Genomic DNA, 14280 nt, shown 5'->3' with positions numbered 1-14280 from the left:
TTTTCATTCGACAATCGAAGCATGCCGTCAGGCCGCTGCATGCAGCGCGGCGGCGGCCGCGAACACTTCGGCCACGGCATGGGCGCCAGGGTCGACTACGCCTTGCAATTTGGCGCCAACATAGGCGGAGCGTCCGGCCTTCGCCTTCTCCATGGCAGCGGTCGCCTCGGCGCCGTGCCGTGCCGCTGTAGCCGCGGCATCCAGCCCCTTGGCATCGAGCGCCTTCAGCGCCGGCTCCAAGGCATCGACCATGGTGCGGTCGCCGACCCTGGCGCCACCGTAAAAAGTAATGCGGTCAAGCCCGGCAAGCAGCGCCTTGGACAGGGTTGCTCCGACGTTCGAAGCCTGAGCCGATGCCGTGAAGAAGATCGACAGCAAGACGCCTGAGGAGCCGCCCATTGCGACGCCCAGACTATCGCCTATAGCCGCGAGCGTGGCGGCAGGGTCGGCCAGCGGCAGTGTATCGAGCTTCTCCAGCACGCTGCGCGCGCCGGTCGCCACCGTCGAACCGGTATCGCCGTCGCCCGCCTTGGCGTCGAGCCCGTTCAGTGTCTCTTCGAGCTCGATCAGCCGTTCGCAGACCGTGACGATCAAACGCCTGGTGCCGCAATCCTGGCTGGCCCTTTGGGCTGCGCTGTTTCCAGCCGCTTTCGCCATAGGCACGATAGCCGGCGCGACGACGGTTTTGGCCGGCATCCAGGCATGTGGGCCGACAGGCGCCAGCAAGGCTGCCTCGCGCGCCGCATCGAGCTTGATCAGCGACAGCGAAAAACCGTTCATGTTGAGCGCCGTCATCAGCGGTCCGGGGCCGATCGCAAGCTTCACGGTCTTGGCCAGCGGCGAGGCCAGCACGGCATTGGCGACCAGCGACATTTCGAGCGGCGGCACCGAGCCGAGATTGTTGATGAGCAACGCGTGGCTGGCGTTCGGGTCGAGCCGCACCGCCAGCCGCTCCGCCATGATCGCCACAAGTCTGTCGGCGCTCTGCACGGCGATGCGCTCGACGCCCGGCTCGCCATGGATGCCGAGGCCGAGTTCGCCGTCATTTTCGCCGAACCGCTCTTCATGTGGCTGGCCGGGGATCGAGCAGGACGACAGCGACATGCCGAGCGAGATGATGTCCTTCGCCGCCACGCGAGCGGCTGTAGCAACGGCTGCCAGGTCCTGACCGGTCTCCGACAAATGGCCGGCGATCTTATGTACGAACAAGGTGCCGGCGACGCCGCGCGGCTGGTTGATATCCGGCAGGGCGATGTCGTCGGCGACGATCGCCATCTCGACGCGAAACCCTTCGGCGCGCGCTTTCTCGGCCGCCAGGCCGAAATTGAGCCGGTCGCCGGTGTAGTTCTTGACGATCAGCAGGCAGCCGGCCGGGCCGGTCACCGCGCGGATGGCGGCCAGCACCGCCTCGACGCTGGGCGAGGCGAAGATCTCGCCCGAAACCGCCGCCGTCAGCATGCCCTTGCCGACAAAGCCGGCATGGGACGGTTCGTGTCCGGCGCCGCCACCGGAGACGACGGCAACTTTCGCCTTGTCCCAGTCGGCGCGCAGCACGACCTTGATCTCGGGATAACCGTCGAGGCGCGCGAGATCGCCGGAACCGATGGTCCGCAACAGGCCATCCAGCGCCTCGGTGACGATCGTTTCCCTGCGGTTGAAAAAGTGCTTCATCGAGTTCGTCCCGTATTCGCAATCGTCAGTCAGAAGCCGGCGTCTAGACCGCCGAAATCTTCACATCAGCCTTTGTCCGTCGGCGCCGAAATACAGCGGCGAGCGGTAGCGGATCACCACTTTGTCGCCCTCGGCCAGATCCGTATCGGGGTCGGTGAGCGTCACCAGTTTCTTCGGGCCGACCGTAACATGCAGATGGTTCTGGTCCCCGAGATGTTCGACCCAGTCGACGACGCCGTCGGCATGGCCGTTTGCGGTCTTCTCGATCGACAGATGCTCGGTGCGCGCGCCGATGGTCTTGGTTCCGGTCGGCGCCCCACCATCAGGCAGCAGCCCGGCCGGCAGCAGGTTGATCGCCGGCTGGCCGAGGCGGGCCGCGACATGAAGGTTTGCCGGCTCCGAATAGATCATGCGCGGCGTGCCGATCTGCACCAGCACGCCGTCATTGAGGATGCCGATGCGGTCGGCCATGGTCATCGCCTCGATCTGATCGTGGGTGACGTACAGCATGGTGGCGCCGAGTTCGGCCTGGATACGCTTGAGTTCGAGCCTGAGATCGGCGCGCAATTTGGCATCCAGCGACGACAGCGGTTCGTCCATCAGATAGATCGATGGTTTGCGCACCAACGCTCGGCCGATGGCGACGCGCTGCATCTCGCCGCCCGACAGCTTGGTCGAGCGGTTGTTCAGCTTGTGGTGGATGCGCACCATCTTCGCCACCTCTTCGACGCGGCGGCGAATCTGGTCCTCCGGTACTTTCCGCGCTGGCGAACGCAGCGGGAAGGCGAGGTTGTCGTAGACCGACAGATGCGGGTAGAGCGAATATTGCTGGAACACGAAGGCGGTGTCGCGCTCGGCCGGCGACAGCGTCGTCGCATCGTGGCCGCCAATATGGATCGTGCCGCCATCCGGCCGCTCCAGTCCGGCGATCAATCTCAGCGTCGTCGTCTTGCCGGCGCCGGTCGGGCCGAGCAGCACGACGAATTCGCCATCGGCGATGTTAAGGTCGAGGCCATCGACGGCGACATGGTCGCCGAAGCTTTTGGTCACGCCCTTGATGTGCACGTCAGCCATGCTGCGCTCTCCCTTGAGAGGCGGTATCGTGAACAGCGGTGCGCACGGCGCGGCCCGATCCCTTGTCGAAGAGTGACAGCCGCGCGCTGTTCAACATCAGGCCGACATGATCGCCTGTGGACAGCCGGATTTCAGCCGGCACCCGCGCCTTGATGATGCCGTCCGCCGTCTCCACCGCCACGATCTGCGTCGTGCCGAGATATTCGGTGCCGTAGATGGCGCCGCGCAGTTTCGACGCATCGTCGAAACGGATGTGCTCGGGACGGATGCCGAGCGCCATGTCGGCGGGCGCAATTTCCTCGCGCACTTCCGGCACCGCCACCTTGGCGCCCTGGACGACGATTTCCTTCGCCCCCTTCGCCAGCCCGCCACCGAAGCCCAGGAAATTCATCGGCGGCGAGCCGATGAAGTCGGCGACGAACATGGTTGCCGGGCGGTCGTAGATTTCGCGCGGGCTGCCGAACTGTTCGATGACGCCATGGTTCATGACGGCGATCTTGTCGGCCATCGACATCGCTTCCATCTGGTCGTGCGTGACATAGACGGTGGTGGCGTGGATGCGGTTGTGCAGTTCGCGCAGCTCATGCACCATCAGATCGCGGAATTCGGTGTCGAGCGTGCCGAGCGGCTCGTCCATCAGAAAACACTTTGGCCGCCGCACGATGGCACGACCGAGCGCCACGCGCTGGCGGTCGCCGCCGGCAAGCCCTGAGACCGATTTGTTGAGCAGGTGGTCGATGCGCAGCAGCTTCGCCGTTTCCTCGACACGGCTTCGAATCTCGGCGGACGGCATGCCTTGCGCCAGCAGCGGGAAGCCGATGTTCTTGCGCACATTCATATGCGGATAGAGCGCGAACAGCTGGAACACGAAGGCAATGTCGCGTTCGCGCGCCCGGCGCATGGTGACGTCCTCGCCGCCGAGCAGGATCTGGCCGCCGGTCGGCAATTCGAGGCCGGCGACCATGCGCAGCGTCGTCGTCTTGCCGCAGCCCGAGGGACCAAGCATGACGAAGAACTCACCATCTTCGACGACGAAGCTGGAATCCTGCACCGCGACGAAATCGCCGAAGGCCTTTCTCAAATGTTGGACGCGGATTTCGGCCATGATTATTCCGGGAACTTCGAGACGATGATGAACATCACCGTGCCGGCGAGCATGGTGATGAAGGAGTAGGTGTAGAGCGCCAGCGCGAAGGGCTGGAACAGCATCAGGAATCCAATGGCGATCAGCGTCGTGGCGATGTTTTCCATCAGGCCGCGCCGGGCCCAGCGAGGCCAGGATGACTTTTTGGAGATGGCTGGGCGCGTCATGCGCAGCTTCCTTCCTTCTGCCCGGCAACCGGGCGAGACGGTTGCCAGGTGGTTCCCCCACTCCGTCGCTGCTTCGCAGCGCCACCTCTCCCCCCTCCGGAGGGAGAGGAAGGGAGCCTGGCTGAATGAAGTTCGCGTCCTTCCTCTCCCCCGGCGATCGGGGGAGTGGTGGCGCGCGAAGCTCGACGGAGTGGGGGTCGACCTGGCACACCAATCATTTGCGCACCGCCCCAAAAGTGATGCCGCGCAGCAATTGTTTGCGAAGCAGGATGGTGAAGACCAGGATCGGCACCAGGAAGATGGTCGTGCCGGCCGCCACCGCCGGCCAGTCCTGGCCGCCTTCGCCGATGATGGTCGGGATGAAGGGCGGCGCGGTCTGCGCGGTGCCGGAGGTCAGGAGTGCGGCGAACGCATATTCGTTCCAGGCGAAGATCAGGCAGAAGATGGCGGTCGCGGCGATGCCGGTAGTCGCTTGCGGCAGCACGGTGCGCCAGAAGGCCTGCAGCCTGGTATAGCCGTCGATCATCGCCGCTTCCTCATACTCGCGCGGGATCTCGTCGATGAAGCCTTTCAGCAGCCACACCGCGAGTGACACGTTGACCGCGGTGTAGAGCAGGATCATGCCCAGCGCGGTGTCGGACAGGCCGAGCTCGCGGTACATCAGGTAGATGGGAATCGCGACCGCGATCGGCGGCATAAAGCGCGTCGACAGGATGAAGAACAGAAGGTCATCGGCCAGCGGCACCTTGAAGCGCGAGAAACCGTAGGCCGAAAGCGTGCCGAGGAATACGGCGCAGAAGGTGGAACCGAAGGCTATGATCAGTGAGTTGACGAAGCGCGGCAGGAAGTTGGACGGGCCGGCAATCACCATGTTGCGCTTGCGCGAGGTCTCGTCGCAGAAACCGGTCGCGGGTCCGAGCGAGTTGATGTAGTCGGGCGTTTGCCTGGTGCGCGTCGTGAACAGGTTGCAATAGCCCTCGATGCTCGGCTGGAACAGAATCTTGGGCGGATAGGCGATCGAATCCGGCGGCGTCTTGAAGCTGGTGGCGAAGATCCACAGCAACGGCACGATCGAGATCAGCGCGTAGAGCACGATGATCGTGCCGGCGATCCGCTTCGAATTGGCCGAGGGGGCGACGACGGAGTGGGCGGTGGTCAGGCTCATCTCTGCTTCACCTTGTTCAGCGCCTTGACGTAGATGTTGGCCAGCCCAAACACCGCGACGAACAGGATGATGGCGAAGGCCGAGGAATATCCGGTGCGCCAGCTCTCGAAGGCCTGCCGCTTCAGCGTGATCGAGGCGACCTCGGTGGTCGAGCCCGGCCCGCCACCGGTCAGCAGGTTGACCATGTCGAACATCTTGAAGTTCTCGATGCCGCGAAACAGCACCGCCAGCATGATGAAGGGCAGCGCCATGGGCAGCGTGATCGACCAGAACTGCCGCCAGTTGGACGCGCGGTCGACCTCGGCGGCTTCATAGATGTATTCGGGGATGGAGCGCAGGCCGGCGAGACAGATCAGCATGACATAGGGCGTCCACATCCAGGTGTCGACGATGATGATCGACCACGGCGCCAGCGACACGTTGGACAGCATCTGGATGTCGGTCGGTGGTATCCGGGTGACGAACGAGATGGCGTAGGCGAACAGGCCGATCTGCGGCTCGTAGAGGAAACGCCAGAAATTGCCGACCACCGCCGGCGACAGCATCATCGGCACCAGGATGATGGTCGTCCAGAAGGCGTGGCCGCGAAACTTCCTGTCGATCAGCCATGCCAGCGTGAAACCGATCAGCGTCTGCAGCAGGATCGTCCAGAACACGAAATGCGCCGTCGTCTGCATGGCGATCCAGATGTCCTGGTCGCCGAGGATGCGCTGGTAGTTGGCGAAGCCGAGGTTTTTCACCACCTCGTTCGGGCGGTTCGCGCGGAAGTTGGTGAAGGACAGGTAGATCGCCCAGAACAGCGGGAAGATGTTGATGGCCAAGAGCAACAGGATCGTCGGCGAGATGAACAGCCAGGCGAGGCCCTTGTCGCTGATGCCCCGGACCTTGCGGGCCAACGGCTCCGGGGTCGCCCGGGCAACGTTCTCCGCAGTCCGATTGAGCATGGTGAGTCCTGCTTCGGTCACGTCAAGTCTCGACACTGGAATTTATCTGAACTGCGTCCCGTGCCAAGGGCGGCACGGGACGCGTCGGCGCGACTCGGGAGGAGCCGTTAAACCGTTGTCCGGTTACATCTTGCCGTCGTCCTGGAACACTTGCGTCCAGTCCTTGACCAGGCCGTCAAGCGCGTCCTTGGCCGAACCCTGGCCGGCAACGACATAGTCGTGGAAGCGCTTCTGCGACGCCTGCAGCAGCGGTGCGTAGCTCGGCTCGGCCCAGAAGTCCTTCACGATCGCCATCGAGTCGAGGAAGGTCTGCGCATAGGGCTGGCTGGACGGGAAGGCCGGGTCCTTGACCACCGCGTTCAGGCAGGAATAGCCGCCGAGCGACCACCATTTGGCCTGCACATCCTTGTTGGCGAACCACTTGATGTATTTCAGCGCCGATTCCTGCTTGTCTGAATAGGACACGACCGAAATGCCCTGGCCGCCAAGCTGCGCAAACTGGGCGCCGCCGGGACCCTTCGGATTGACGAAGTAGCCGATCTTGTCACCGCCGACATTCTCGTCCTTCTGCAGGCCGGGCCAGGTGAAGGCGAAGTTCATGTGCATGGCCACCTGACCGGATTTGAAGGCGTCGACGCCTTCGCCCATATAGCTGTTCGAGGCACCCGGAGGCGTGCAGCAATCGTAGAGCGACTTGTAGAACTCCAGGCCTTTGACCGCGTCTGGCGAATTGACGAAGCCTTCCATCTCGTAGGGCTTCTTGGGGTTTTCATACTGGAAGCCGTAGCTGTAGAGCACGTCCATGGCGCCCATGGTGATGCCTTCCGAGCCACGCTCGGTGTAGATCGAAGCGCCATAGACGGTCTTGCCGTCGATCTCGCGCTTCTGGAAGAACTCGGCGACCTGCTTCAGCTGGTCGAAGGTGGTCGGTGGGCCGAGGTCCCAACCATACTTTTCCTTGAATTCCTTCTGCAGTTCCGGCTTGGAGAACCAGTCCTTGCGGTAGGTCCAGCCGACGACGTCGCCCATGGCCGGCAGCGCCCAGTAGTTCGGCGTGTTCTTCGGCCATTCGGAATAGCCGACGACGGTTGCCGGCACGAAGTCGTCCATGCTGATCTTCTCCTTGTCGAAGAAGTCGTTCAGCTTGACGTAGTGGCCGTTCTCGGCCGAGCCGCCGATCCACTGGCTGTCGCCGATGATCAGGTCGCAAAGTTTGCCGTGCGAGTTGAGCTCGTTGAGGAAGCGGTCGGCATAGTTGGTCCACGGCACGAATTCGAATTTCATGCCGATGCCGGTTTCCTTGGTAAAGTCCTTGGACAGTTCGACCAGCGCGTTTGCCGGATCCCAGGCGGCCCAGCAAAGCGTCAGGTCTTCAGCGTGCGCCGCGTTCGAGACGGCTGTCGACGCGGTAATCGCCGAGGCCAGCCCCAACGCCAGTTTCAAGCTCGATTTCATGCCTTCCTCCCATTTGCGAAACGCGCCCGGATGGCCGTTTCAAGAACCCCTCAACCCTCGCTCCTCCGAGGGGCTAAACACGGCGCGCTATGCGTCGCCAGGGCGGCGCGGTGCGCCGCAGATGTTTAGTAATTTGTTTAGTGATGCAATTTTTACTAAACAAGGCAAGCGAATTCGTCGCTGCGCCGCAACATGGCGAAACGGCGATTGAAATCGTTGGGAAATGATTGCCGGACGGCTCGCCCGGAAGTTGCTTAGCCGGGGTCGCCTATAATTTTCGTCTGCGGCGTCACCGGCCGAACAGGGGGCGCGGGCGGCAGCAGCGCGCGGATGTCGGCGAAGGGAAATGTCGGCTCGAATCGGAAGGCCTCGGCCAGGGAGCCGGGAACGCTGTTGCATTGCCCGGCGCGAAACTCATTCTGGACGCGCGCTCTGTCGACATATTGCTCCGGCCACTGCGACTGGTGCGCTCGGATCGCCTGCGTCTTGATATCGCCGTAGGCGGAAATGTCGACGTAATGCGTCGGCGCAAAGCCGGTGCCGCCCATCGTGTCGGCATGCAGCACGGGGACGCCGAACGAGGCCGCGATGCGCACGCCGTCCGACAAAGCACGATGGTCGGCGTGATAGTCGTTGGGGGCATGCGTGATCACCAGATCCGCCGCGGTCTCGCGTATCAGCGCTTTCAGCGAAGCGATCAGTGCCGCATCGGCCACCAGTTCGCCGTCGGGAAAGTCGAGAAAGCGAAGGGTTGCGCCGAGCAACGCCGCAGCGGCCGCCGCCTCGTCGCGGCGGACACGAGCCAAAACGCTCGGGTCGCCCATGCCGCCCCTGGCGCCATCCGTGGCAACGGCAAAAGTCAGTTCTGCGCCTTGCGTGGCATAGGCAGCCAGCGTACCGAACATGAATATCTCGATGTCGTCGGGATGCGCGCCGAGCGCCAATACCTTCACTGCACTCTCCCCGGAAATGGAAAAACGTGACGAACGGAATCCTGCTCGCCCTCATCGCCTATGCAAGCTATTCGTGCAGCGATGCCGTTATCAAGAGCCTTGGCGGACAGTTCACCGTCTTCGAGATCGGCTTCTTCATCACGCTGTTTGCCGGCTGCTTCCTGTTTTTCAGCCGCCCAGTCGATGAGCGCTGGCGCGACTTCTGGCGCACCGGGCGGCCATGGGCGGTGCAGGCCCGCGCCTGGGCCGGCATCGCCTCCGGCGTGCTCAGCGTCTACGCCTTCACCACCATTCCGCTGGCCGAGACCTATGCATTGATCTTCCTGGCGCCGCTTTGCGTTACCATTCTCTCGACCGTCATCCTGAAGGAAAAGGTCGGTCCATGGCGCTGGCTGGCGGTGGTTGCCGGCTTTGCAGGTGTCATGCTGGTGGTGCGGCCAGGTTTTCGCGAGTTGCATCTCGGACACCTTGCCGCCTTCACGGTGGCCTTCCTCGCCGCGGCCAGCGTCATCCTGATGCGGTCGCTCGCCCAGCAGGAAAAGCGCACCACCATGCTCGGCGTGCTCATCGGTTACGGGCTGCTGTTCAACGGGGCCGGCACCATCGCCACATCGTTCACCCTCCCCAACGCCATGCAACTGCTGTGGTTGGTGCTGGGTGGCGCCTTTACCGCCGGCGGCCAATTGCTGCAGCTGCTGGCCGCCAAATACGCGCCGGCCAACCGCATGGCGCCGACGCATTATTCGCAGATCGTCTGGGCGGTCATCCTCGGCGCGCTGTTCTTCCAGGAGTATCCGGACTGGATATCGCTGGTCGGCCTTGCCGTCGTGGGCGCGTCCGGCCTGCTCACCATGGTGCGCGAGGAGGTGCGGCTGGGCACGGTGCGCTGGAACCCGTTTTCACGCACAAGGCTTTGAGCCGTTGCACGGTTGTGGTGACCGCTGATATGCGGACGCAATGACGACGAGATCCTTGCCGGAGCTTCCGGTATCCGCCGTGCTGCCGGCCCTGCGCGAGGCGCTCGGCTCCGGCAACAGCGCCGTTCTGGTGGCGCCGCCCGGCGCCGGCAAGACGACGCTGGTGCCGCTGGCGCTGCTCGATGCGCCCTGGCTGGTCGCCGGCAAGATCGTCCTGCTCGAACCGCGCCGGCTCGCCGCCCGCGCCGCCGCCCGCCGCATGGCCGAATTGCTGGATGAAGAGCCCGGCGCCACTGTCGGCTATGCCATGCGCATGGAAAACCGCACATCGGCCCGGACAAAAATCCTGGTCGTCACCGAAGGCGTCCTGGCGCGCATGATCCTAGACGATCCCGAGCTGCCCGGCGTCTCGGCGGTGATTTTCGACGAATTCCACGAGCGCTCGCTCGACGGCGATTTCGGCCTGGCGCTGGCGCTCGACGTGCAGGGCGCGCTGCGGCCGGATTTGCGGCTGCTGGTGATGTCGGCAACGCTCGATGGCGCGCGCGTCGCGAAACTCCTGTCCGGCGCCCCGGTGATCGAAAGCCAAGGCCGTGCGTTCCCAGTAGATGTCAGATACGACGAGCGGCCAGCCGGCGTTCCCATCGAAGACGCCATGGCCAAGGCGATCCGCTCCGCTCTTGCCGGCGAGAGCGGCAGCGTGCTCGCCTTCCTGCCGGGACAGCGCGAGATCGAGCGCACCGCCGAGCGGCTGCAGGGCCGGCTCGGCGCCGACACCGACATCGTGCCGCTCTACGGCCAGCTCGACAACAGGGCGCAGGATGCCGCCATCAAACCGGCGCCGCCCGGCCGCCGCAAGGTGGTGCTTGCGACGTCGATCGCCGAGACCTCGATCACCATCGACGGCGTGCGCGTCGTCATCGATTCCGGCCTGTCGCGGCTGCCGCGCTACGAACCGGCGAGCGGCCTGACCCGGCTGGAGACGGTGCGCGTTTCCAGGGCGTCCGCCGACCAGCGCGCCGGCCGCGCCGGGCGCACGCAGCCAGGCGTCACCATCCGCCTCTGGCGGGCCGAGCAGACGGCGGCCCTTCCCGCGTTCACCCCGCCCGAGATTCTGGAAGCCGACCTGTCCGGCCTGCTGCTCGATTGCGCCGCCTTCGGCGTCGCCGATCCCGCAAGTCTCTCCTTCCTCGATCCGCCGCCCATTCCCGCGCTTAACGAGGCGCGGGCGCTGCTCACGGCGCTGCACGCCATCGACGCGGCCGGACGGCTGACGGAGGCAGGCGGCGCGATGCGCAAGCTGGCGCTGCCCGTGCGGCTCGCACACATGGTCGCTGAAGCCGCTGGCGGCGGCCACGCGCTCGAAGCTGCGATGCTAGCCGTCCTGCTCACCGAGCGTGGCCTTGGCGGCGACGGCGCCGACCTCGAACGGCGCCTGATGCGCTTCCGCACGGAAAAGTCACCGCGCGCCGTTGCGGCAAGGCAGCTTGCCGGGCGATTGGCGAAGCAGGCGGGCGGCGCCAAGAGCAGCGAAACCGCTTCTGCCGGTCTTCTCCTCATCCACGCCTGGCCGGACCGTGTCGCCAGAGCGCGCGGCGAGCGCGGGCGTTTCGTGCTCGCCAACGGCTCCGGCGCCATGCTCGACGCCGCCGATCCGCTGGCCGGTGAGACCTGGCTGGTCGTCGCCGATCTGCAAGGCAAGGCGCAAAACGCCCGTATAACCGCCGCGGCCGCGGTCCACGAGACCGACATCCGTGCCGCTCTCGCCGACAGGATCGAGACGCGCTGCGAGACAAGCTTCGACCGCGAGCGGCGCGCGGTGCGCGTGCGCGAGACCGCCAGGCTCGGCGCCATCACTTTGTCGGAGCGCATGCTGCCCGCACCAACTGGAACAGACGCCGACCGCGCCATCCTGGATGCCTTGCGCGAGCACGGCCTGTCGCTGCTGGAATGGAGCAAGGACGGCGAGACGCTGCGCCAGCGCCTAGGCTGGCTGCATCGCGGCCTCGGCGCGCCCTGGCCCGATGTTTCGGAAGCCGCCCTGCTCGAACGTCTCGACGACTGGCTGCTGCCGTTCCTGTCGGGCAAGGCGTCCTTCGCCGCCATCGACCCCGGCACGCTGTCGTCGGGCCTGATGGCGCTGGTGCCGCATGATTTGCAGCGCAAGATCGGCACACTGGCGCCGACCCATTTCGACGCGCCGTCCGGCAGCCATGTGCCGATCCGCTATGACGGCGAATGGCCGGTGCTGGCCATCCGCGTGCAGGAACTGTTCGGCCTTGACCGCCATCCGGCAATCGCCAACGGCACCGTGCCGCTGACGCTCGAGCTGTTGTCGCCGGCGCACCGGCCAATCCAGACGACGCGCGACCTGCCCGGCTTCTGGCGCGGCTCCTGGGCCGATGTGCGCACCGACATGCGCGGCCGCTATCCCCGCCATGTCTGGCCGGAAAATCCGCTGCTCGCTGCGGCCACCGCCCGCGCCAAACCGCGAGGGACCTAGCGCTCGTCCTTTCCCGGCTATAATCCTTGGCCATGATCAACATCGTGCACGCGCCAGACTTCCAGCAAAGCCAGCGGCTGCGCCTCAACACGCTGATCCGGCTGCGCTGGCTGGCCATCGTGGGCCAGAGCCTGGCGGTGCTGGTCGTCGCCTATGGGCTCAAATTCCCGCTGCCGGTCAGCCTCTGCTTCGCGCTGGTCGCCTGCTCGGCCTGGCTCAACCTGGTGCTGACCTTCCGCTATCCGGCAGCGCACCGGCTGACCCCGTTCTCAGCCTTTTTCATCCTGACCTTCGACAGCCTGCAGCTTGCCGGCCTGCTCTATTTGACTGGCGGCCTCACCAACCCGTTCTCGGTGCTGATGACCGTGCCCGTCGTCATCTCGGCGGCCTCGCTGCCGCTGCGGCTGACTGCGGTGCTCGGCGCGCTGGTCATGGCGGCGGCCACGTTGCTGGTCTTCTTCCACCAGCCGCTGCCATGGTATGAGGGCGCGCCTCTGCCCATGCCATTCATCTATGTCGCCGGCATATGGATGGCGGTGTTTTCCTCGATCGCCTTCACTGCCATCTATGCCTTCCGCGTTGCCGAGGAAGCCCGCCTGCTCGCCAATGCGCTTGCCGCCACCGAACTGGTGTTGCAGCGCGAGCAGCATCTGTCGGCTCTGGATGGGCTTGCCGCCGCCGCCGCGCACGAACTCGGCACGCCGCTCGCCACCATCGCCCTTGTCTCCAAGGAGATGGAAAAGGCACTTGGCGACGACCCAAAATACGGTGAGGACGTCAAACTTCTGCGGTCGCAGAGCGAGCGCTGCCGCGAGATCCTGAAGCGGCTGACCAGCCTGTCCTCCGAGGGCGAGGCGCATCTGTCGCGTCTGCCGCTGACCTCGCTGGTCGAGGAGGTGACCGCGCCGCACCGCGATTTCGGCATCTCGATCAAGCTTCGGCCGGGCGAGCGCGTCGGCCCCGAACCGGTGGGACGGCGCAACCCCGGCGTCATCTACGGCCTCGGCAATCTGGTCGAGAACGCCGTCGACTTCGCCCGCAACAGTGTGACGGTGCGATGGAGCTGGGACGAACTCGACGTCACCTTCTCGATCATCGATGACGGGCCGGGCTTTCCCCCCGAAATCATCGATCGCATCGGCGAGCCCTATATGTCGACACGCCAGGGCAACGAGGCTGGCGGTGGCCTGGGTCTCGGGCTGTTCATCGCCAAGACCTTGCTCGAACGCTCCGGCGCCACGCTCGATTTCCGCAATTCGAGCGGACTGGGCGAAGGCGCGATCGTGCAGATATCGTGGCCGCGCACGGTCTTCCTCAACCCGGAATCGGTGGGGATCTCGATGTTCGACACCGCGTAAAAGCCTTGGCGGAGGCGGCAAAATTGGACAATGGCGTTCAGGAACTATATCTGCGTAAAATTAAGGCAGCAGGATTTTTTGAGATAATGACTGGCGAAGAAGCAATTGGCGCAATGGTCGAAGGCGAGGACACCTCGCTGCTCATCGTCGACGACGACAAGCCGTTCCTGACGCGGCTGGCCCGCGCCATGGAAACCAGGGGTTTCGTGGTCGAGACGGCCGAGAGCGTCGAGGAGGCAGTGGCCAAGGCGCGCGCCCACCCGCCGGCCTATGCGGTGGTCGACATGCGGCTTGGCGACGGCAACGGCCTCGACGTCGTCGCCGCCATCCGCGAGAAGCGCGACGATGCCCGCACCGTCATCCTCACCGGCTACGGCAACATCGCCACCGCGGTGACCGCGGTGAAGCTCGGCGCCATCGACTATCTGTCGAAGCCGGCTGACGCCGACGACGTGTTTGCAGCGCTCACCCGCACCGCCGGCGAGCGCGCCGCCCCCCCGGAAAATCCGATGTCGGCCGACCGCGTGCGCTGGGAACACATCCAGCGCGTCTACGAAATGTGCGACCGCAACGTGTCGGAAACCGCGCGCCGGCTCAACATGCATCGCCGCACGCTGCAGCGCATACTCGCCAAGCGCGCACCACGCTGAGGTTCACGCGCCGGTGGCGCCGGCCGCCAATTGCCGAACCTCAGCGCTGCCCCTCACCTGCCTGCCGGCATCCTCTCCCCGTATAGAGACGGGGGAGAGGGGCGCTCTCATCGCCGGTTTCGCCAATCGCCGGCGTTGCAGGAGACGACGGCGAGGCTGAAGCTGCTGTCCAGTCGTAGATGGGTAACACTTTGAACCGGATACATAGGTGACACTTCTCTCCCCCTATGCGGCGGACAAGCTTCATGCGGCGTGTGTCGATCATGCCGAGCGGGTGGG

At 64.9% G+C, this 14280-nt stretch carries 12 protein-coding genes; 4 read left to right on the top strand and 8 right to left on the bottom strand.

Going from position 1 to position 14280, the window contains the following annotated elements:
• Positions 1 to 27: 27 nt before the first annotated feature.
• From NKH38_RS19925 to NKH38_RS19890, 8 genes are all read right to left on the bottom strand, one after another.
• Positions 28 to 1671, bottom strand: coding sequence for a dihydroxyacetone kinase subunit DhaK (locus NKH38_RS19925; RefSeq protein WP_352762647.1), 1644 nt, complete (start codon positions 1669 to 1671; stop codon positions 28 to 30).
• 60 nt (positions 1672 to 1731) lie between these two features.
• On the bottom strand, positions 1732 to 2745 hold the full coding sequence (locus NKH38_RS19920; protein ID WP_352496918.1) for an ABC transporter ATP-binding protein: 1014 nt from the start codon (positions 2743 to 2745) through the stop codon (positions 1732 to 1734).
• Positions 2738 to 3850: an ABC transporter ATP-binding protein gene (locus NKH38_RS19915; RefSeq protein WP_352762644.1), complete on the bottom strand. Its 1113-nt coding sequence runs from the start codon at positions 3848 to 3850 to the stop codon at positions 2738 to 2740. Before NKH38_RS19915 ends, NKH38_RS19920 begins: the two co-directional genes overlap by 8 nt.
• Before the next feature lie 2 nt (positions 3851 to 3852).
• Positions 3853 to 4056, bottom strand: coding sequence for a hypothetical protein (locus tag NKH38_RS19910; RefSeq protein ID WP_023668776.1), 204 nt, complete (start codon positions 4054 to 4056; stop codon positions 3853 to 3855).
• A gap of 214 nt (positions 4057 to 4270) precedes the next feature.
• Complete coding sequence (locus tag NKH38_RS19905) at positions 4271 to 5221, bottom strand: carbohydrate ABC transporter permease (protein ID WP_023694180.1); 951 nt, start codon at positions 5219 to 5221, stop codon at positions 4271 to 4273.
• Entirely contained in the window at positions 5218 to 6165 is a 948-nt protein-coding gene (locus NKH38_RS19900; protein ID WP_031198535.1) for a carbohydrate ABC transporter permease, read from the bottom strand. The genes NKH38_RS19905 and NKH38_RS19900 overlap by 4 nt, the downstream gene beginning before the upstream one ends.
• 123 nt (positions 6166 to 6288) lie before the next feature.
• Positions 6289 to 7620, bottom strand: coding sequence for an ABC transporter substrate-binding protein (locus NKH38_RS19895; protein ID WP_023684201.1), 1332 nt, complete (start codon positions 7618 to 7620; stop codon positions 6289 to 6291).
• Positions 7621 to 7874: 254 nt separating this feature from the next.
• A complete protein-coding gene (locus NKH38_RS19890; protein WP_023715560.1) occupies positions 7875 to 8573 on the bottom strand; it encodes a PIG-L deacetylase family protein in 699 nt (232 codons plus the stop codon).
• Between the two features lie 26 nt (positions 8574 to 8599).
• Between NKH38_RS19890 and NKH38_RS19885 the strand changes: the two genes are divergently transcribed.
• The 4 genes from NKH38_RS19885 (at position 8600) to NKH38_RS19870 (ending at position 14001) form a co-directional block, all read left to right on the top strand.
• Positions 8600 to 9490, top strand: coding sequence for a DMT family transporter (locus NKH38_RS19885; protein ID WP_023725843.1), 891 nt, complete (start codon positions 8600 to 8602; stop codon positions 9488 to 9490).
• Positions 9491 to 9530: 40 nt separating this feature from the next.
• A complete protein-coding gene (gene hrpB / locus NKH38_RS19880) occupies positions 9531 to 11993 on the top strand; it encodes an ATP-dependent helicase HrpB (protein ID WP_352765627.1) in 2463 nt (820 codons plus the stop codon).
• Positions 11994 to 12025: 32 nt separating this feature from the next.
• Positions 12026 to 13351: an ActS/PrrB/RegB family redox-sensitive histidine kinase gene (locus NKH38_RS19875; protein ID WP_023690015.1), complete on the top strand. Its 1326-nt coding sequence runs from the start codon at positions 12026 to 12028 to the stop codon at positions 13349 to 13351.
• Between the two features lie 86 nt (positions 13352 to 13437).
• The gene (locus NKH38_RS19870) at positions 13438 to 14001 is read left to right on the top strand and encodes an ActR/PrrA/RegA family redox response regulator transcription factor (RefSeq protein WP_023672848.1); all 564 of its coding nucleotides are present in this window, start codon (positions 13438 to 13440) and stop codon (positions 13999 to 14001) included.
• The last annotated feature ends 279 nt before the right edge of the window (positions 14002 to 14280 follow it).

It is taken from the genome of Mesorhizobium sp. M1078 (assembly GCF_040318615.1).
Lineage (GTDB): Bacteria > Pseudomonadota > Alphaproteobacteria > Rhizobiales > Rhizobiaceae > Mesorhizobium.
This window is presented reverse-complemented; position numbering and strand designations above follow the sequence as displayed.